We start from the raw sequence: 17,934 nt of genomic DNA on the forward strand, positions 1-17,934 counted from the left end.
TGGGCTAATGAATACATTTGCCCCATTTCGCCGGATTCTATTGTCCCTGGTTCTGACCACGGCCGCGGTTATATTCGCCGCCACTCCACTTCTGGCCTGTGAAATTGCCATTAAGCCGGACAAGACCGGAGGTGCGGTTGGAGAGACCATCAAGCTCAATGTAACTGTTGAGCTGACTCACCGTAATTGTCCGGTACCGATGGAAGATACTCAATTCAAGACTTCAAATAATTTAGCCCTGGTGAGTCAAACACCATGGGTCGCTGCCGGACGCGAAGTATACACGACGGTACTGACTGTTCAGATACTGGCTGCCGGACCGGCCAAACTGGAGATTGTCAGGGACTGTATCAAAGAGGGCGGTTACGCCTCCATAACCCTTAATGCCGGGGCCGGTGGTGAGGCGGACAGTCCGGTTGTAGCCTTGCCGATTTCGGGTGACGGGTCATCCGATACCGGAATCATCACTACCAGCACTGATATGTCGTCAACAGCAGAACTAACATGGCCGGAGGCTTTTAAGAGGGCGTTAAGCCAACCGTTTATTTGGGCTTATCTGGGATTAACCGCCTTTGCCTACGCCGCCCTTTTAATGCGTAAGCGCCGCTGGCGTTTCATTTCACTGGCGTTTTCCATGGTCTATCTGGGATTCTTTCTGGGCCTGTGCCCCTGTACCATCGGCGCTTTACAGAACGTCGTTCTTCACTTAGGTGACGCTAAAGAATATCTGGCTCATTTTATTATTCTGGCTATACCTGTTGTGTCCACCTTATTTTTAGGCCGGATTTTTTGCGGCTGGATCTGCCCCATGGGGGCGGTGCAGCAGTTTCTTTACCGACGGGACTTGAGCTATAAATTACCGGAAGGACTGGGTGCTAAACTCCGGCATCTGCGTTTTGTCGTGCTGGCCGGGATTATCGTTGCCGCCTTATATACCGGCACCACCGCCTTTGCCGAAATAGACCCGTTTAAGTCACTTTTTAATGCACAGATTGCTCCGGTGCCGACGACCTTGCTGGTTGTGTTGATCGCGGCGTCAATCTTCATCTTCACCCCGTGGTGTCGTTTCCTCTGCCCCATGGGCGCCGTTCTGTCGGTCATCGGCCGGTTTGCCCGGCGTGAACTCAGTTTTAAGGCTGAATGCAAAAATTGCGGTGCATGCGCCCGGACGTTTTGTGATTATAAGGCCATCTCACCCGGCACGGCGTTGCCGGTTATCGCCCAGAATGAATGCGCCCGCTGCGGCGAATGTATCTCCCGATGCCCGCGTGACAGTATGGACTATGAGGTTCCACGCCGGTCTTGCGGTGAGGTTGCCAGGGCTCCCGCGGGGGCCGTTCCTGAGTTGGCTTTGAAGGTGGAGGCTGCCGCTTCAGAGTCCGGCTAGACACAAAAATGACCGGGAATATTTTGTTTAAGATTACTTTCACGTTATACTGATTTTAGAGGATGTATTGACATGAAAGTAACTGTTTACACCACCCAGACCTGACCGCACTGCCACACCGTGAAAGGGTTCCTTTCACAGCAGGGTATTCCCTTTACCGAGGTTGATGTTTCGCGTGACCAGGCCGCTGCTCAGGACCTGATGCGCCGCACCGGACAGATGGCGGTACCGGTTACCGACATTGACGGCCATTTGATTGTGGGTTTTGATCGCCGTCAATTGGAATATTATATCGCCCAGTCTAAAGCCGCCGCCCCCCGATTCGGGGCCTCGGTGGCGGATGCCGCCAAATATACCTCAGCTCACGGCATGAAGGTGGAGCAGGGGGCTTATGTCGGAGCCGTGCGCTCCGGACAACCGGCGGCGGAGGCCGGTTTGAAACCTGGCGACATTATCACCGGCATAGACGCTGCCAAAATTAAAAGTGCCGCCGACCTGAACAGCGCCCTCAGTGGTCTGCAACAAGGCGCCAGAGTGCGCATCACTTTCATCCGGGACGGTCAGCCTCGTCAGGCGGAGGGGCGGCTCTAGGGTGAATCCGGCCGTAAAAAATCCAGCGGCTTTTTCCGCCGCCGGTCAATAATATGCGTCAGCGCCATCAACGGGTGGCGCAGGGTCATCCGCGGCCCGGCGTACCTCATTACTTCTCTCACCCGCTGGCGCAATTCCGGCTTGTAACAATGTACCGGGCATAAGGCGCAGACGGTTTTGCCTTCACCGAATGGGCACTTATCCAGTCTCTTTACCGCGTACTCCCCCAGTTCCCGACATTCAAGACAATTGTCGGGTTGCTGATGATGGCTCCGGCAATACATATCTATCATCACCAGGATGGTAATCGTTTCCCGCCTCAGGCGGGGACGTTCCTTGAAAAGTCCCTCGGCATTGACTGTGTATTGCTTTAATTTTCCGGCGCTCACCTTTTGATTATACTGGAAGTGTTTCCGGACGGACAATAACAGCAGTGTGTTAAAATACGCTATTAATCAACGGAGAACTCAATATTATGCTGCGGCGCTTTATCACCGATACCGGATATGAATTGGAACCTATCAGTGTCGCCGTCATGCGGGAGATTGACCGGCTTGCCGTTGAGGAAACCGGTCCTAACCTGTTCCAGATGATGGAAAATGCCGGGCGTAATCTGGCGGAACTAACCCTGAAAATCCTGAGCGGTGAGTGGCCTCAGTCTCGGATTCTTGTCCTCGCCGGCACCGGCGGCAATGGGGGCGGCGGGCTGTGCGCCGGCCGTCACCTGGCCAACCGTGGCATACCGGTCAGCTACTGCCTGACTGATGCGCACGCGCTGTCGGGGGTTACGGCCTGGCAACTAAAACTGCTGGTCGCCGCCGGAGGCCAAGAGGTTGCTCCGGGTGACCCGGAAGCCGGGAAAGCAGATATTATTCTGGATGCGGTCATCGGCTACAGCCTCAAAGGCGCCCCCTCCGGCCGGGCGAAAGAACTCATTGAATGGGCTAATGCCTTACCGGCCAGGAAAATCTCGTTGGACATTCCTTCCGGCGTGGATGCCGACAACGGCGGTTCCCCGGGGGCATATGTCCGGGCGGACTATACGCTGACGCTGGCCTGGCCGAAGACCGGACTCACGCCGGAGAAAACCGGTAATTTGTGGCTGGGTGACCTGGGTATTCCTCCGTCGGTCTACGGCAGAGCGGGGCTGGCTAATTACACCAGTCCCTTTAATCACCGTTATCTGATTCCCTTGACGGAAACACCCCAAGTTTAACCCTTGGCGTTCAGTCCAGCTTGGCCAGCATATCGTGCCGGTATTTTTCGGCACTCTTTTTAACGGTCTCACCGGCCTCTTCGGCGCGTTCTTTGACCTGTTCGCCGAAGTGTTCAGCCCGGTTTCTGAATTCGTGAGCCTGTTTCTGCAGATTCCGGCGAGTTCGCCTGCCGGGTTGAGGTGCATACAACATGCCAATCCCCACTCCGATAGCAGCTCCAGCCAGGAGCCCCAGTACAATGCCTCCCATTGAATCGTTGCTCATTTCAAAGCCTCCTTTCCTGTGATTTGGTTGTTGGTATTCAGGCCGATACCGCGGCCTTTTTAAGGTGGCTCTTCACCTCACAATTAACCTCTTCAAAACGGTCCACCAGATCATCACTGAATTCTTCGGCGCGGTCGCGCAACTCCAGCACCCGGTGTTTAAGGTCTTCTCTGATTTCGCGGCCGGGGCGCGGCGCGTACATTAACCCCAGACTGACGCCGATGGCAATGCCGGTCAACAGACCCGATAGTAAACCACCTGAATTATTATTGGACATTTACGTTCCTCCGTCGCAATTATTTTCACTTTATAAAACGCATTTGAGGCGTCTGAGTTAGTTCTGCCTTTACCGTACATTATAAATCCAATTTACCTTCTTGTGAATCCGTAAAACTACGCAATTCACGGCTTTTGCATACTCAGGCGCCTCATTCCCGCGGTATTTTACTTCACCGTTTTTTGCGATATGATGGTAGAGACAACGTTTGGTTTCAGGAGGTTGGATATGGAACTGCTGCATCGGGAAGATTTGTTGGAACTGTTGAAAAAACCGGCAAGTCCGGCGGTCTCAATCTATCTGCCGACCCACCGCACCGGCGACACCGGGGCGGATGCCATTGCATTCCGGCACCTGCTGGCGGAGGCCGAGCAACGTCTGACAGAAACCGGCGTCAGGGCTCCCGTGGCCCGGAAAATGCTGGCCCCCGCCCATGAACTGTTGTCGGAGGCCTTGTTCTGGCAATACCAGGAAGAAGGCTTGGTTTGTCTGGTGACTCCTTCATCCTTTGGCTATTACAATCTGCCTTTTACGGTGCCGGCGACCGTAGTCGTGGCGGATGAATACTACATCAGGCCGCTGTTGCCGCTTCTGGCCGATGACGGCATTTACTATCTGCTGTCTTTGAGCTTGAACAATGCTGCCTTGTTCCGGGTCCGCTGGCTGGCCGGCCGGGAAATCATCCTTTCGGAAGAGTCGCGGAGCCTGGCTGGGGCTAACCAGCATGATGACTCAGAAAAACCCCTGCAATATCACACCACCGGCTCCGGCCCCGCCGTGTTTCACGGCCAGGCCGACCCGGAAGATTTCAATAAAGTTCATATCACGCACTTTTTACAGAAACTAAGCCGGGAACTGGAAAAAGTATTGGCCGCCCAGCGGGCACCCCTGGTGGTGGCGGGCGTAGAAAACATTCGGGCTATGTTTCGCGCGGAATGTGCCTATGCCAACATTTTACCGGAAGGGATTGAGGGTAATCCCGACCGGATGACGCCGGAGCATCTGCGGAATGAAGCTTGGCAAATCGTCAGCCGTCATTTTGAACGGCGGCGCCGGCAGGTGCTGACCCAGTATCTGGAGGAAGCCCGGCCGGAACGGTCGGTTAACGGGCTGGAACCGGTGTTGTTTGCCGCCGCCGACGGCCGGGTGACCGCCCTTTTCCTGAAGGAAGGGCTGGAGGCCTGGGGGAGCATTGACCTGGGCGAAAGACAAATAGAGACTACCCCAGCTTCGGCCGCCGGCAGTGTGGATCTGGTGGAATACGCCGTAAGGCAAACGCTCATGACCGGCGGTGATATATATATCCTGAAAACCGAAGAACAGCCGGAGGCAGCGGAAATCGCCGCGTTACTGCGGTACTAAACGCCGCCGGAGTCGTAATTATTGCCGGCAGCGGTTGCCCTGGCCGGGGCTTTACTGTTATCATGGGGGCACAATTTAATATCGTTACTGGGGGAGCTGAAAAGCTGAGAGTTCCGGTCTGGCCGGACGACCCTTGGAACCTGGTCTCGGTAATGCGAGCGTAGGGAAGTAGCAGCACTCAGACCGGAAGACCTTTTCTTCTGGTTTTCTTTTTTGAAGCTCCCCTGCCTCCCCCGGTGCCAGGCCTCCGGTAATCTGATGCAGAAGGAGACATTATGAGCGCAGACATGCCTGAAATCGGTAAAATTTCCCCGGATATCTTTCGGGAGATTATTTTCCCCCGTCTGGGAGCACAAAGCGACACTGTGCTGGTGGGGCCGCAGCACGGCGTTGACGTCGGCATCGCCGAGATTGGCGGGCAGGCGGTATCCTTTACCACCGACCCGGTTTTCATCGTGCCGCAGTATGGCTGGGAGCGGGCGGCCTGGTTTGCCATCCATATCATCGCCTCGGACTCTGCCACCAGCGGCCTCAAGCCCAAATACCTGTCTATTGATCTGAATCTGCCGATGGAGATGTCCAAGGCTGAGCTTGAACTCATGTGGGAGGTGATGCACCGGGAATGTCTTAAGATGGACATCAACATCATCACCGGCCATACCGCCCGCTATGAAGGCTGTAATTACCCTATGGTCGGCGGGGCCACCATGATCGGCGTCGGCGGGTTGGATGAATATGTTTCCCCCAGGTTTGCCAAAGCCGGCGATGCCGTTATTATCACCAAAGGCCCGGCCATAGAAGCCTGCGGCATCTTCGCCGCCTTGTTCCCTGGTCGGATAGCCGCTGAGTTCGGGCAGGAGTTAGCCCGCCGGGCTGAAGACATCTTCTATCAGATGTCGGTGGTGGAAGACGCCATGACCGCTGTCGCTGTCGGCGTTCGGGATAACGGTGTTACCTCCATGCACGATGCTACTGAGTGCGGTATCTGGGGCGGTTTGTATGAAGTTGCCCAGGCGGCTGGACTGGGCGCGCGGATTGATAAGGATCGGATTGTGGTTGCCGAGGGCGTGCCGGAAATTTGTCGTTTATTCGGCATTGACCCTTATGCCGCTATCAGTGAGGGTAGCCTGATTATCACCTGCCGCGCCTGCAAAGCCGGCGAGATCGTGGCCGCGCTGGCCGGCAAAGGCATCGCCGCCTCGGTAGTTGGTGAACTGACCCCGGCGGACAAGGGTATGGTGCTGGTGGAACAGGGGCAGGAAAAACAACTGGTCCACCCCATCGTAGACCCCTTCTGGAGGGCCTTCTATGATGCCGCGGCGCAGGGCGATGTCTGATGCGTACCTTGCCAGATACTGATATTTATGCCGTCCTGTCCGATGAGTATTCCCGCGGACGCGGCAATGTGGAGACTGCCCGGTTGCTGCTGGAGGCCGGGGTTAAAATCATTCAGTATCGGGAGAAAAACTTTGCCGTTCAACGCCGGCTTGAGGAATGTACCGCCGTCAAACGGCTCTGTGCCGCCCACGGCGCCTGTTTCATCATCAACGATGATGTTGATTTGGCACGGGCGGTGCAAGCTGACGGCTTGCACCTGGGTCAGTCGGACACTCGTCCGGAGGAAGCCCGGCGCCTGATCGGCGACAAGATGCTGCTGGGTTACTCGGTAACTACGCAGTATGAGATTGACCGGGCAAAAAATATTCCCGGCATTGATTACCTCGGCGTCGGCCCCGTCTTTGCCACCGGCACCAAGCCGGATGCCGCTTCACCCGGCGGCCTGGCATTGCTGGATTATGCCCTGGCTAATTCAGATCGTCCCATTGTCGCTATCGGCGGCATTAAACTGGAACAGGTGACGGCCCTTACCCGCCGCGGTGTCCGTTATCTGGCCATGGTTTCCGAATTGGTGGGGGCTGAAGATATCCGGCAGAAGGTCGTTGACATCCGCGCCGTCATCGCCGGATGCTGACAGGTGTTATTATTGCGGCTGATGTGCCAATTTGGGGAACCTGAAGCAGTCAACCAGATGGTCGTTGACAATACCCACTGCCTGCAGATGGGCATACACGATGGTTGAGCCGACAAACTTGAAACCGCGTTGTTTCAGGTTGGCACTGACCTGATCCGATAGTTCCGTGCGGGCAGGCAGTTGCTCCATCGTTTGCCGGCCGCCGACCATTGGCTGGTTAGCCACAAAACCCCACAAATAGCGGTCAAAACTGCCGTATTCTTGCTGTACTTCCAGAAAACGGCGCGCGTTGTTGATCGTGGCGGTAATTTTAAGACGGTTACGGATTATGCCGGCGTCATTCAACAATTTCTCTATCGCCTTATCATCAAATTCAGCGATGACTGCCGGGTCAAAGTCGGCGAAAGCCGCCGCAAAGTTCCCTCGTTTTTTCAGCACTGTCAGCCAGCTCAGCCCGGCTTGAAAGGCCTCTAACACCAGAAACTCAAAATGTTTCCGGTCATCATGCACCGGAACGCCCCATTCAGTGTCATGATATTGAATCATTAACTCCCCGCCGGTTATAGCCCAGGGACAACGTTTCATAAGCAGCCTGACCTTATTTAATAATTTGTGGAACCAGTGTGCCTCAGTATTATGCTGTCCGAGGGTGTCCTTAGCAAATCCATGGTTAATTTATTCTGTGATATCTTGATATTCAGGTGGAAATCTGTTGACCGCCGCATATACCACTGCTACACTTCAATACATGAAGCTGGTTACTGCCGCAGAAATGAGAGTTCTGGAACGGCGCGCTGTTGAATCCGGCATTTCGTTGCTGGAGTTGATGCGCCGGGCCGGCCGGGCGGTCGCCGAAGATATTACGCGCGTTTTTCCCCTCACCACCGATAAAAGCATAATCGTGCTGGTGGGGCCGGGCAATAACGGCGGGGACGGTCTCGTTGCGGCGCGCCATCTTAAGAAAGCCGGAGCGCTGGTGTCGGTATTTATCACCGGGCAGCGGGCAGCCGATGACATCGTCTATCGTGAAGCGCTGGCCGCCGGGTTAACGCCCATCAGTATAAGTCTGGATATCGGGCTGGAGCGGCTGACTCAGGCACTGACCGAAACGGATTTCGTCGTTGATGCGGTGTTTGGAACCGGCATGCTACGCCCGATTGACGGCAGTCCCGCGGCGGTCCTGACTGCGGTCGCCCGGGAAAAGTGCCGGCGTCCTGAGCTGACGATTGTAGCCGTAGACCTGCCGTCCGGCCTCAATGCCGATACCGGTGCGGTTGACCCGGTGACCCTCAAAGCTGATTTAACCATTACTCTCGCTAATCCCAAGCAGGGTTTGTTTCTGTTTCCCGGGGCGGATTACACCGGTTCGGTTAGTGTTGCCGATATCGGGATTCCGGCCGGTTTGGATGAAGACCTTGCCGTTGAACTCCTCACCGATGAATTGGTTGCCGCTTTACTGCCCTGGCGTCCTGCCGACGCCAATAAAGGCGCCTTCGGCAAGGTGCTGGTCGTAGCCGGGCCGCCGGAGTTTTGCGGCGCCCCCGTTCTGGCCTGTCAGTCAGCGTACCGCAGTGGTGCCGGGCTGGTCACACTGGCCCAGCGCTGTGGCTTACACCCGGTTTTCGCAGCTAAACTGACTGAAGTTACGCATCTCCTCCTGCCGGAAACAGCCGCCGGGGAACCGGCGCCGGAGGCGGTGGAGCTGATTACTGAGCGCCTGGGCGAAATCGCCGCGCTGGTAATCGGTCCCGGTTTAGGTAAAGACCCGGTGACCTCGCTTTTTTTTAACGGTATCCTGTCCGGACTGGATCACCCAATGTCGCCGGATCTCCGGCCCGGCAGCGCCCGGTTGCCTGAAGTGGTGCTTGACGCCGACGCCCTGAATATTTTGGCGGTGACACCGGACTGGTGGCAGGAACTCCAGCCTCATTGTGTCCTGACGCCGCACCCGCGGGAGATGTCCCGGCTGACCGGGCTGGCGGTGGAACTGATTCAGGCCGACCGTGTCGGCACCGCCTGTCGCTACGCTGAACTGTGGCAGCAGATTGTGGTGCTTAAAGGTGCGCATACCGTCGTCGCTGCGCCGGACGGCCGGGTAGCCGTTTCCCCGTTCGCGAATCCGGGTCTGGCTACTGCCGGCACCGGAGATGTCCTGGCCGGGGTCATCGGCGGTCTGCTGGCTCAAGGGCTGACTGCATTCGACGCCGCCCGGGCCGGCGTCTATCTTCACGCTGCGGCAGGGGAATCGGTGCGGGCTGATCTCGGCGAAGCCGGGATGGTCGCGTCTGACCTGTTGCTGCTCATCCCCCGGACCATCAAAGCCCTTAAGGAGAATTTTCATGCTGCTGGTAATTGACATCGGCAATACCAATATTTCCATCGGTGTTTATGACGCGGACCGGCTGGCGCTCAGCCTGCGCGTGGCCACGGTAATTAACCGGATGCCGGATGAATATGCGGCTCTTCTGCTGCAATTGCTTGACATAAACGGTATCAAAGCCGAATCCATCAACAAGGTCGCTCTGTGTTCCGTGGTGCCGCCGCTGACCGATACCTTTGAGGAATTGAGCCGCCGTTACTTTAAGGCCGAGCCGCTGATTGTCGGCGCTGGAACTAAAACCGGCGTTAAGATTCGTATGGACAATCCGCGGGAAGTCGGGGCTGACCGCATCGTCAACGCCGCTGCCGCCTATCAACTTTACAAAACGGCGTGTATCGTTGTTGACCTGGGGACGGCTACCACCTTTGATACCGTTTCCGCCGACGGCGAATATATCGGGGGTGCCATCGCGCCCGGTCTGAATACGGCTGCTGAAGCTCTGACCTCCCGCGCTTCCATGCTGCCCCGTATTGAGCTGCACCGGCCGGAAAAAGCTATCGGCACCTCCACCGTCAAAGCCATGCAGTCCGGTCTGATTTTCGGCTACGTCGGTCTGGTAGAGGCTGTTATCGGGCGGATCCAGGCGGAGCTTCCTTCCCAGGCTACGGTTATTGCCACCGGCGGTCATGCCGACCTTTTGGCCGCCGAAACCCGGATTTTTAATACGATAAACCATGATCTGACGCTCTACGGCCTGCGCCTGATATACTATATGAACCGGGCATGACATGATGAACCGAACATTAATATCAGACTGCCATGTGTTATTGCGAAGCCGCCGAAGCGGCTGTGGCAAACTCGGTTCCTATTTGGGATTTGGCATTTGGGAATTAGAATTTCCCGTAGGGGCGAGGCATGCCTCGCCCGCCAGGTCAACACCTTCTCTCCCCGTCATTGCGAGCCTGCGGCGAAGCAATCTCGGTTTCTTTCCCATCGTGACGCTGAAGTCGGTTTACTCTCGGTCACTCGTCGAAATTCGGAGCAGATTGCTATGATTCACATTATTGACGACTATTTCCTACTCGCCGGTGCGGCGGTTGCCGTCATCTGGGGCATCGTGGCTGTCTATCTCACCCGCTCAATGGTCCGTCGTGCCGCTGAGTCCGGCAATTCTGGTCTGATTACCTCATTATGGCTGGCGCGCAATTTACTGGTAGTCTTCGCCGGTCTGCTGGTTTTCGGTATTATCACCACGCTGGGTACGGAGAACTCCGTTGCCCAACCCTTTGCCATGCTGGCGGGGATGACGATCATCGTGCTGGTGCTTTTAACCGCGCCCCGCGCTTATACCATCATGCCGGTTGCCGGTAAAATAGGGGTGCTTTTGGAACTGCTGGCAGCTATACTGATACTGGTTGGGAGCGTTATATGATTCTAGAGGGTAAAACCGTCGTTCTGGGCGTTACCGGATCAGTAGCTGCCTATAAAGCTGCGGACATCGCCTCCAAACTCACCCAGAACGGCGCCCGGGTGGAAGTGGTCATGACTGATTCCGCTCAGCGCTTTGTCACTCCCCTGACCTTCCGGGCTATTACCAATCGTCCCCCGGTGACTTCCATGTGGGATATGGCCGGAGAATACTCCATTGAGCATGTTTCCCTGGCTGAGGCCGCCGATGTTATTCTTATCGCTCCGGCTACCGCCAACACCATCGCCCGGCTGGCTTACGGTTTCGCCGATGACATGATCTGTTCCACGGTGCTGGCGACCAAAGTCCCCGTCATCATCGCTCCGGCCATGAATTGCACCATGTATGAGAACGCGGCCACTCAGGAGAATATCCGGAAACTGAAAGACCGCGGCGTTATTTTTGTTGAACCGGAAACCGGCCATCTGGCTTGTGGTACCGAGGGTAAAGGGCGGCTGGCTGCTGCGGATGTTATTCTCGGTGTGCTCAGGCATACGCTGGCTCAGGGCGGCACTCTGGCTGGCAAGACGGTGGTCGTCACCGCCGGTGGTACCAGAGAAGCTGTTGACCCGGTCAGATATCTCGGCAACCGGTCATCCGGCAAGATGGGTTATGAACTGGCGCTGGCCGCCCGGGATCAGGGGGCTGCGGTTAAACTGATTGCTACTACGGATTTACCGGCTTCCGCAGGTATTGAGGTCATCCGGGTGGAAACCGCTGCGGAAATGCTTTCGGCGGTTCAGTCAGCCGTCAAAGGCGCTTATGCCCTCGTCATGGCCGCCGCCGTCGCCGATTACCGGCCGGTGGCCGCGGCCACGGATAAAATTAAAAAAGGTAGCGGCGAGTTTGATTTGAAGCTGGAGTCGACGGAGGATATCCTGTCGGCGGTTAAAGGTGATTTCATCCGCATCGGTTTCGCTGCTGAAACCGGGGATTTAATCGCCAATGCCAAGAAGAAACTGGCCGCCAAGAATCTTGACCTCATCGTTGCCAATAATGTCACTGTTCCCGGCGCCGGTTTCGGCGCTGATACCAACAAGGTTACTCTGCTGTTTAAGGACGGGCGGGTTGAAGACCTGCCGCTGATGAGTAAGCGGGAAGTGGCGGAGCGGGTGATGGGGGAGATGGCGCCTGGAGAATGAAAGCAAATTTATTCGAACGTATTTACTACTGGGCAAATATACAGATGACAGTGCAAATAGACCGTAGCTTTCCATCACGCGAAGAGACAATTTTTAGAAACCTTTCCAAACAATTGGATAGAGCCTTTAGCCAATTGCAAACGAAGAATATAATGATGGTCTTACTAAATCGACTACCGAGTGTCGTTTATACCCATATCTCGTAGTTCTTTGTTCTTCTGGATATTCATCAATGTATTGGCATGCTAAGCTTTTATCTCGTAGCAATCGTTCCCATGGATCATACTCCTCATATATTAAACTTTTCCCTGTCGTGGTGTGTGATAGGATGCATTTAATACTGCGAGCGTTCCACAACTCTTCCGCTGGTTCATCCAAAACTAAGGATTGTAAATGGTCTTCATAGTTTTCAACTCTCTCGTTCAATTTTTGTGCATTGTGGGCTAATTCAATCCCAAGTTGTTGAATTTCGCTGTATATTTTGTGCCTAGTCCGAGCTCGATAAATCGACAATACAACACCAATAAACACGAGACATAGTAGTACAATATCAGTAATCATGATTACTCTTATTTCCTCTGAATCAATTTTTGAGTTACCTCAAACAGTTTGGTGTCGTGGTTTGCCATTTGGCTATGTAATGTGTCCATGTGTTTATTAAAGTTTAGCATTTGATCACGAAGTGCTTTGAGTTCTGGAGTTCCATTCCAATTTCTTACAATTTCAACTATCCAATACACTACTATGAATACCCCCGCGGTATTGGCAGATAGTTGAATCCATTCGCTCAGGGTTGATTGCATTGTTATCGTCCTAAATGGGAATTATTTTATGACCCAAATCATTTTTAACTGTTTGAAAAAGGGCTTTTAGTTCCTCTAAATTTGATATAGATTCATCAACATCCTTCTCATCTAACTGGAAACTAACAACGTCATTTTCGCCACTTTCCTTTGAAATTGTCATTTCAACAAGGCCAATGGGAACGTAGCCGATAATTGATTTATCATGGCGCTCTACTGCCCGAAGATCGCATCGTACCTGCATATTGCTGAAAAATGGTAAAATTGAGGTAGCTACAATTTTGGCCATAAGAGTTTTTTCCTGTTTTTCATCGGGGCTGAATAGGGTTTTAAGACGAGCATCACACTTGAGAGATAACGAGTCCGCAAAATCACAAACCTCACGAAAAGCTATGTCGGCGGAAAGGCCAGTAACGAAAGCCCTTGAACGTAAATATTCAGCGACGTTGAACGCACTTCGCGATTTTTCAATAGATAATTTGAGCTTTTCCGCAACGTTCTCAACAAGCTCATCCGAAACATCAAAGGCAGGTTGTTTCAGTATGGTATCGATGACCTCATCAATTTCGTGCTTAGAAAGAGACACCAGCTCCTTGAAATCTCTTTGAAAACCCGAAGACTTAGTGAGGTTTTTAAAAATAAGTTTGTTTTCGGCCATAGATATTCCCTCTTTGGTTCAGGTTAAGTAATTCTTGCATGGGATACCTCCTATGTCAAGATATGATGTGGGTCATAGATGTGTAAATAGAATATGTGATAATTGATTACTTCATCGCGCCGATACCGTTTTAAGTAGTTACTGTTGTTTGTGCAGTAATTTGGAGTTTGCGCTCCCCCTGTTAGTGAGGTAAGGGGGTCTTGACTGAAGGAGTCACCTTGTTTGACTGCAAACTCATACACCAATCCCCGGACGAGGACAGTATAATCCCCCCTTATAAGCGTTTCATTGGGTCTTGGTTACCAGGCCCTATGTACCTTGATGATTTGGCCGGAAAAAAAGCTGGCCTTGCTGGAGAGACCGTGATATGTGGAAGCTTGATATTGCATTAGCTAGAGGCGGCATCAACTGCTGTGTCAGTAATGGCTTATCACTTTGTTTTAACGACGGGTATTCATTTTGAAAAGTTCGTCAAGGCAACAAAATATCAATCTCAATCAACCGAAGTAGCCATCCTCTTCTGCTTATATCCCAGCCCGATAAAATAGAATCCGCCAATCATTGACGCAATATGAAATACCACCGCCGGTATCTGTGACCAGACGGTCAGGCCTTCTTTCGCGGCGACCGCCGCGACAATAGTGCCGGCTCAGACAATGCCGATTACCAGCAGGGTGTAACCTAATCCTTTATAAAATGAACTCATGTCATCCTCTCCTTAAGTCTGTCCCACGGCTTCAATGAACATCCACAGTGCCAGCAGGGCGAAGGTGCCATGGAAGGCGTAGCCGACCATTGAATTCTTGCTGAATGGTTTCTCTTTTTTGCGGAACACGCCCGCCATAATCATGACTATTCAGACAAGCTGTAAGATGAAGAAGAATACTGTGCCAATCCACCAGCCCATATTTGTCGCCTCCCCTTATAGTTATTATCTTTAACCGTTTATGATAATAGTCTTCGGCGAGGCGCAAAGCAATAGACTTTCTTGTAGTTTTTACCTGTTCTTTCAGGCAGGAATGGTTGATTCCGCCGTTTTGGCGAAGCTGTGGTAAACTGAATTAATTGACTTGTTATTGGAGAATAACATGACCGAAAAAGAATCCCTGATATCCAAAGCTCTTGACCTGGCCGAACTTATTGCTTACCAGCCTGGAGCCGTAGTCAGCCGCACGCTGACCGATAAGCCCGCGGGCACTATTACCCTGTTTGCCTTTGATGAGGGGCAGGACTGTCGGAGCATTCCGCGCCCTATGATGCCTTCGTCTATGCCGCGGATGGGACGGCTGACGTCACCATCGCCGGTAAAGTAAACCAGGTCAGCAAGGGGCAGATGATAATCATGCCGGCTAATGACCCTCACGCATTGCGCGCGACCGCGCCGTTCAAGATGCTGCCGGTCAATCAGCTTCATGATCTGATGCTCCTCATCGGCTAGCTCTCTGGGACGATAGTAGTACCCGGAACGGCTGATACCCAAGAGCTCGCACCGGCGGCTGACCGGCAGCTCTTCCCCGGAGATCTCCGGGGCTGCTACTTTGCTGCGTCGTTCCTCGATACTCAGCGACGCAGTACATGCTCTAAAAAATCCTTCTCTACCTTAAGCTGGCCAATCTGCTGGTACAGCTGGGCAACCAGGTTTTCATCCTGTTGCTGCTTACGAGTATGCCCTTCGCTGAAGATACTGGCGGCTTCGTCCTGAAGGGCCTTTTTCCATTTGGTGACCTGAGTCGGATGAATCTGGTGCCGGGCGGCGATTTCAGCAATGGTTTGCTCCCCTTTGAGCGCTTCCAAGGCTACTTTGGCCTTGAAGGCCGGATTGTGGTGTCTGCGGTTTCCTTTCATGTTCTGCTCCTTTTCTTACCTTATTCTAAGAGCAGTTTTCCACCTTAACAACCTGTCCGAATTTTGGGGACCACCTCAATATCCTCGCAATGGCACAATGTTAGCGTCAACCTAAATTTGACGCCGGTCGTGAACTATATTACCATATATTTTGGTTTCTTTGGATTTATTAAACCACAATAGAGTTATCCTGGCAAATGACACGTCTCATGGGAAAGCTATGAAAGTTGTGGAATGGAGGCCAAAGAATCATAAGCAGTAGATAAGGGTTGTATTATTGGATAGCGTATTTCCAGAAAAAAAGATCGGTTTGGCGCTCAGCAGTGGTGCCGCAAGAGGTTTAGCCCATATTGGCGTACTGGCAGTATTAGAAAAAGAAGGGATTCCAATACATATGATTGCTGGCACGAGTATGGGATCCCTTGTAGGTGCTGTTTACGCGGAGGGGCAAGCTATTAATCGGATGAAACAATTAGCAGTAGAATTGGGGCATGAAAAATTCTCCTTCTTCACAGACCCGGCCTTGCCAAAATCCGGTTTGATTCGCGGACGAAAAATAGGGAGCATGTTGAGATCAATTATCGGCGACGTTGAATTTCAAGATTTAAAAATACCGTTTGCCTGTTCAGCCACTGATATAGTTAACAATCAAGAGGTTGTGATCAAGCAGGGTCTGATATGGGAGGCTGTACGGGCCAGTTGTTCAATTCCGATACTATTTACGCCGGCTAAATTTGAAGGCAGGTATCTGGTTGATGGCGCGTTGGTCGATCCGTTGCCGGTGAAAGTATTAAGGGAGATGGGGGCAGATTTCGTTATTGCCGTGAATGTAATACCCGCCGATCAAGATGCGAATTCTGAGATAAGTAATGACACTAGGACGTCAAATTGTCCCAACATCATAAGCATAGCAATCCAAACCGTTAATATTGTTAGTAGTCGAGCATTAATGCAAAGTTTAAATGGAGCGGATGTGATAATCGAACCGCGGGTATCCCATATTAATTTTGGGGCCTTTCACCGTGCCGATGAGTTTATTACCAAAGGTGAACAGGCCGCTCAGGCCTCCATTTTTGAGATAAAAAGATTGTTGACCCGTTGATCTTTCCCTGTGCTAAATTTTCGGTGTATAATGCGCCTAACTGGGGGCAAACAAAGGCTATGAAACTTACGTTTAGGCAGAAGGTATTTCTTAGTAAACTCCTCGACACTTATCGGGACATGCAAGAACCAGTTCATTATAGTGTCATTGCCAATCGCCTGGGTCTCAACAATTCCACAGCTTATGATATGTTAAGGATGCTTGAGCAAAAAGGAATGGTAGTTTCTGTTTACGATACCCCCAAGGAAACTGCCGGACCTGGACGGTCCAGTATACGTTTCCTTCCCACGGCGCAGACTATTGAGCTTTTTTCTCATCTGGCGGGCGACATACGAGAGCAAGAAAAGTGGGACGATATTAAAACCCGTGTTTTGACAAACTTAGGAAAGGGAGAAGGGAAAGATTACAAAGATATCTTAGATGACTTACTTATCAGGATACCTGAACCGAGTTCATCACTTGTGCAATGCGCTGAAGTTATAACGGCCTTATTACTCCAACTCAGGGAATCAAAACAGGATTTGATTGAGCAAGGTTCATTGGATAATCTACTGAAGGCACCAACCAGCAAGCTACGCATGAGTATTCTGGTCGGGCTCATTTTGGGGCTATCATGCGCCGATAAGAGAACCCATGGATTTATGGAACGTTATCAAGCATACGCTGAAAAATATGAAGCGTCGCTTCAGGAATTAAGTCGCGACAGTTTATCCAAACTACATCGGTTTACCCGTGACGTCTGGCATATTCTAAGAACTCCAACGGGTTAATTTTTATTTAATATTTTGGTTTTTTTGGATATTATGTTATTGTAGGTTAACTTCTACATAGCAAAACAATAAATCAGTGGACTTCTCACAGAGTTTTAATGTGAACCAAATTATGAGGTCAGACAATGCCAAGCACCATATCTGAGACCGACAGAATAGCCAAAATAACATCCTACGTGCTGCATCCGTATGTGATCTTTATCCCAATCATAATTTTACTAGCTATTAGGTTTGGCCCTGAAGCCTGGGTTAAGTGGAGCATCATTGCCCTATTTCCAGCCTACTTCGCCCCTCTCTTATACATGCAAGTGAGAGTTGCTATGGCTACGCGTACCTCCGGGACCAGAATAACCCATCGGGCGCTGTTCCGGGAACAACCCAGGGAAATGTTCTTTTTGGTATGCCTATTTAGTTTACCCAGTTCGTTGATACTATACTCTTTTAAGGCTCCTTTGAGCATTATTGCCACCTTGGTGGGGCTTGGCTCGACGGCCTTATTAATAACTTTTATCAATTTACGCTATCGAGCCAGTTTCCACTTGTCTCTTTTTACCAGCGTGGTTACTTCGGTCGTTATTTTATTCGGACTACCGGCGTTAGTTGCCGCCGCTTTTATCCCGCTACTGGGGATTTCCCGTTATCAGTTGGGAGAGCACACTCCTTTACAGTTAGTGACCGGGTTTATCGTTGGATTTGCAATTACTGCGGTCGTTTTTCAGGGAATGAATCTTATCTACTAAGGTAAAAGTCAAGAAA

At 52.2% G+C, this 17,934-nt stretch carries 21 protein-coding genes, 2 pseudogenes and 1 riboswitch; of the genes and pseudogenes, 15 read left to right on the forward strand and 8 right to left on the reverse strand.

The window, feature by feature from the left end; genetic code table 11:
* Positions 1-7: 7 nt before the first annotated feature.
* The 3 genes and pseudogenes from V8247_RS05885 to V8247_RS05895 all read left to right on the forward strand — a co-directional run bounded on the left by V8247_RS05885 (position 8) and on the right by V8247_RS05895 (position 1,978).
* Positions 8-1,387 carry a 4Fe-4S binding protein gene (locus V8247_RS05885; RefSeq protein WP_338736917.1) on the forward strand — a complete coding sequence of 460 codons (1,380 nt, stop codon included), beginning with the start codon at positions 8-10 and terminating at the stop codon, positions 1,385-1,387.
* Positions 1,388-1,504: 117 nt separating this feature from the next.
* Positions 1,505-1,633, forward strand: a pseudogene (locus V8247_RS05890) (glutaredoxin family protein); the annotation flags it as partial.
* Complete coding sequence (locus V8247_RS05895) at positions 1,607-1,978, forward strand: PDZ domain-containing protein (RefSeq protein WP_338739332.1); 372 nt, start codon at positions 1,607-1,609, stop codon at positions 1,976-1,978. The pseudogene V8247_RS05890 and the gene V8247_RS05895, both read left to right, overlap by 27 nt.
* Here the strand turns inward: V8247_RS05895 and V8247_RS05900 are convergent.
* Positions 1,975-2,367 carry a nitrous oxide-stimulated promoter family protein gene (locus V8247_RS05900; protein ID WP_338736918.1) on the reverse strand — a complete coding sequence of 131 codons (393 nt, stop codon included), beginning with the start codon at positions 2,365-2,367 and terminating at the stop codon, positions 1,975-1,977. The two genes, V8247_RS05895 and V8247_RS05900, sit on opposite strands and share 4 nt — an antisense overlap.
* 86 nt (positions 2,368-2,453) lie before the next feature.
* Between V8247_RS05900 and V8247_RS05905 the strand changes: the two genes are divergently transcribed.
* The gene (locus V8247_RS05905; protein ID WP_338736919.1) at positions 2,454-3,194 is read left to right on the forward strand and encodes an NAD(P)H-hydrate epimerase; all 741 of its coding nucleotides are present in this window, start codon (positions 2,454-2,456) and stop codon (positions 3,192-3,194) included.
* Between the two features lie 10 nt (positions 3,195-3,204).
* Here the strand turns inward: V8247_RS05905 and V8247_RS05910 are convergent, their stop codons facing one another.
* Together V8247_RS05910 and V8247_RS05915 are read right to left on the reverse strand one after the other, a co-directional pair.
* Positions 3,205-3,459 (reverse strand): YtxH domain-containing protein, encoded by a 255-nt coding sequence (locus V8247_RS05910; RefSeq protein WP_338736920.1) that lies wholly within the window; start codon positions 3,457-3,459, stop codon positions 3,205-3,207.
* 37 nt (positions 3,460-3,496) lie between these two features.
* Positions 3,497-3,736: a YtxH domain-containing protein gene (locus V8247_RS05915; RefSeq protein ID WP_338736921.1), complete on the reverse strand. Its 240-nt coding sequence runs from the start codon at positions 3,734-3,736 to the stop codon at positions 3,497-3,499.
* Between the two features lie 228 nt (positions 3,737-3,964).
* Between V8247_RS05915 and V8247_RS05920 the strand changes: the two genes are divergently transcribed.
* The 3 genes from V8247_RS05920 to thiE all read left to right on the forward strand — a co-directional run bounded on the left by V8247_RS05920 (position 3,965) and on the right by thiE (position 7,070).
* Complete coding sequence (locus tag V8247_RS05920) at positions 3,965-5,098, forward strand: hypothetical protein (RefSeq protein WP_338736922.1); 1,134 nt, start codon at positions 3,965-3,967, stop codon at positions 5,096-5,098.
* 79 nt (positions 5,099-5,177) lie between these two features.
* A riboswitch (TPP riboswitch) is annotated at positions 5,178-5,282 on the forward strand.
* Between the two features lie 91 nt (positions 5,283-5,373).
* Positions 5,374-6,435 carry an AIR synthase family protein gene (locus tag V8247_RS05925; RefSeq protein ID WP_338736923.1) on the forward strand — a complete coding sequence of 354 codons (1,062 nt, stop codon included), beginning with the start codon at positions 5,374-5,376 and terminating at the stop codon, positions 6,433-6,435.
* A complete protein-coding gene (thiE, locus tag V8247_RS05930) occupies positions 6,435-7,070 on the forward strand; it encodes a thiamine phosphate synthase (RefSeq protein ID WP_338736924.1) in 636 nt (211 codons plus the stop codon). The genes V8247_RS05925 and thiE overlap by 1 nt, the downstream gene beginning before the upstream one ends.
* Positions 7,071-7,079: 9 nt before the next feature.
* Here the strand turns inward: thiE and V8247_RS05935 are convergent, their stop codons facing one another.
* The gene (locus V8247_RS05935; RefSeq protein ID WP_338736925.1) at positions 7,080-7,655 is read right to left on the reverse strand and encodes a DNA-3-methyladenine glycosylase I; all 576 of its coding nucleotides are present in this window, start codon (positions 7,653-7,655) and stop codon (positions 7,080-7,082) included.
* Between the two features lie 127 nt (positions 7,656-7,782).
* Here V8247_RS05935 and V8247_RS05940 point away from each other — a divergent pair, with 127 nt between their 5' ends.
* The 4 genes from V8247_RS05940 (at position 7,783) to coaBC (ending at position 12,000) form a co-directional block, all read left to right on the forward strand.
* A complete protein-coding gene (locus tag V8247_RS05940) occupies positions 7,783-9,426 on the forward strand; it encodes an NAD(P)H-hydrate dehydratase (RefSeq protein WP_338736926.1) in 1,644 nt (547 codons plus the stop codon).
* Complete coding sequence (locus V8247_RS05945; protein WP_338736927.1) at positions 9,410-10,177, forward strand: type III pantothenate kinase; 768 nt, start codon at positions 9,410-9,412, stop codon at positions 10,175-10,177. The genes V8247_RS05940 and V8247_RS05945 overlap by 17 nt, the downstream gene beginning before the upstream one ends.
* Positions 10,178-10,441: 264 nt before the next feature.
* Complete coding sequence (locus tag V8247_RS05950) at positions 10,442-10,822, forward strand: hypothetical protein (protein ID WP_338736928.1); 381 nt, start codon at positions 10,442-10,444, stop codon at positions 10,820-10,822.
* Positions 10,822-12,000 carry a bifunctional phosphopantothenoylcysteine decarboxylase/phosphopantothenate--cysteine ligase CoaBC gene (gene coaBC / locus V8247_RS05955; RefSeq protein ID WP_338739334.1) on the forward strand — a complete coding sequence of 393 codons (1,179 nt, stop codon included), beginning with the start codon at positions 10,822-10,824 and terminating at the stop codon, positions 11,998-12,000. The genes V8247_RS05950 and coaBC overlap by 1 nt, the downstream gene beginning before the upstream one ends.
* Before the next feature lie 569 nt (positions 12,001-12,569).
* On the opposite strand, the gene V8247_RS05960 is transcribed toward coaBC, so the two are convergent.
* From V8247_RS05960 to V8247_RS05970, 3 genes are all read right to left on the reverse strand, one after another.
* A complete protein-coding gene (locus V8247_RS05960) occupies positions 12,570-12,803 on the reverse strand; it encodes a hypothetical protein (protein WP_338736929.1) in 234 nt (77 codons plus the stop codon).
* Positions 12,804-12,813: 10 nt separating this feature from the next.
* Positions 12,814-13,461: a hypothetical protein gene (locus tag V8247_RS05965; protein ID WP_338736930.1), complete on the reverse strand. Its 648-nt coding sequence runs from the start codon at positions 13,459-13,461 to the stop codon at positions 12,814-12,816.
* 718 nt (positions 13,462-14,179) lie between these two features.
* Positions 14,180-14,311 (reverse strand): hypothetical protein, encoded by a 132-nt coding sequence (locus tag V8247_RS05970; protein WP_338736931.1) that lies wholly within the window; start codon positions 14,309-14,311, stop codon positions 14,180-14,182.
* Between the two features lie 238 nt (positions 14,312-14,549).
* Here V8247_RS05970 and V8247_RS05975 point away from each other — a divergent pair.
* Positions 14,550-14,899: pseudogene (locus V8247_RS05975) on the forward strand (cupin domain-containing protein).
* A gap of 122 nt (positions 14,900-15,021) precedes the next feature.
* On the opposite strand, the gene V8247_RS05980 reads toward V8247_RS05975, so the two are convergent.
* Positions 15,022-15,306: a helix-turn-helix domain-containing protein gene (locus tag V8247_RS05980; RefSeq protein ID WP_338736932.1), complete on the reverse strand. Its 285-nt coding sequence runs from the start codon at positions 15,304-15,306 to the stop codon at positions 15,022-15,024.
* A gap of 277 nt (positions 15,307-15,583) precedes the next feature.
* On the opposite strand from V8247_RS05980, the gene V8247_RS05985 reads away from it, so the two are divergent.
* The 3 genes from V8247_RS05985 (at position 15,584) to V8247_RS05995 (ending at position 17,918) form a co-directional block, all read left to right on the forward strand.
* Positions 15,584-16,408, forward strand: a complete 825-nt coding sequence (locus V8247_RS05985) for a patatin-like phospholipase family protein (protein ID WP_338736933.1) — start codon at positions 15,584-15,586, stop codon at positions 16,406-16,408.
* 59 nt (positions 16,409-16,467) lie between these two features.
* A complete protein-coding gene (locus tag V8247_RS05990) occupies positions 16,468-17,178 on the forward strand; it encodes a helix-turn-helix domain-containing protein (RefSeq protein WP_338736934.1) in 711 nt (236 codons plus the stop codon).
* 320 nt (positions 17,179-17,498) lie between these two features.
* Entirely contained in the window at positions 17,499-17,918 is a 420-nt protein-coding gene (locus V8247_RS05995) for a hypothetical protein (protein WP_338736935.1), read from the forward strand.
* Positions 17,919-17,934 lie beyond the last annotated feature (16 nt).

This window comes from Dehalogenimonas sp. W (genome assembly GCF_037094495.1).
Taxonomy (GTDB): Bacteria; Chloroflexota; Dehalococcoidia; order Dehalococcoidales; family Dehalococcoidaceae; genus Dehalogenimonas; species Dehalogenimonas loeffleri.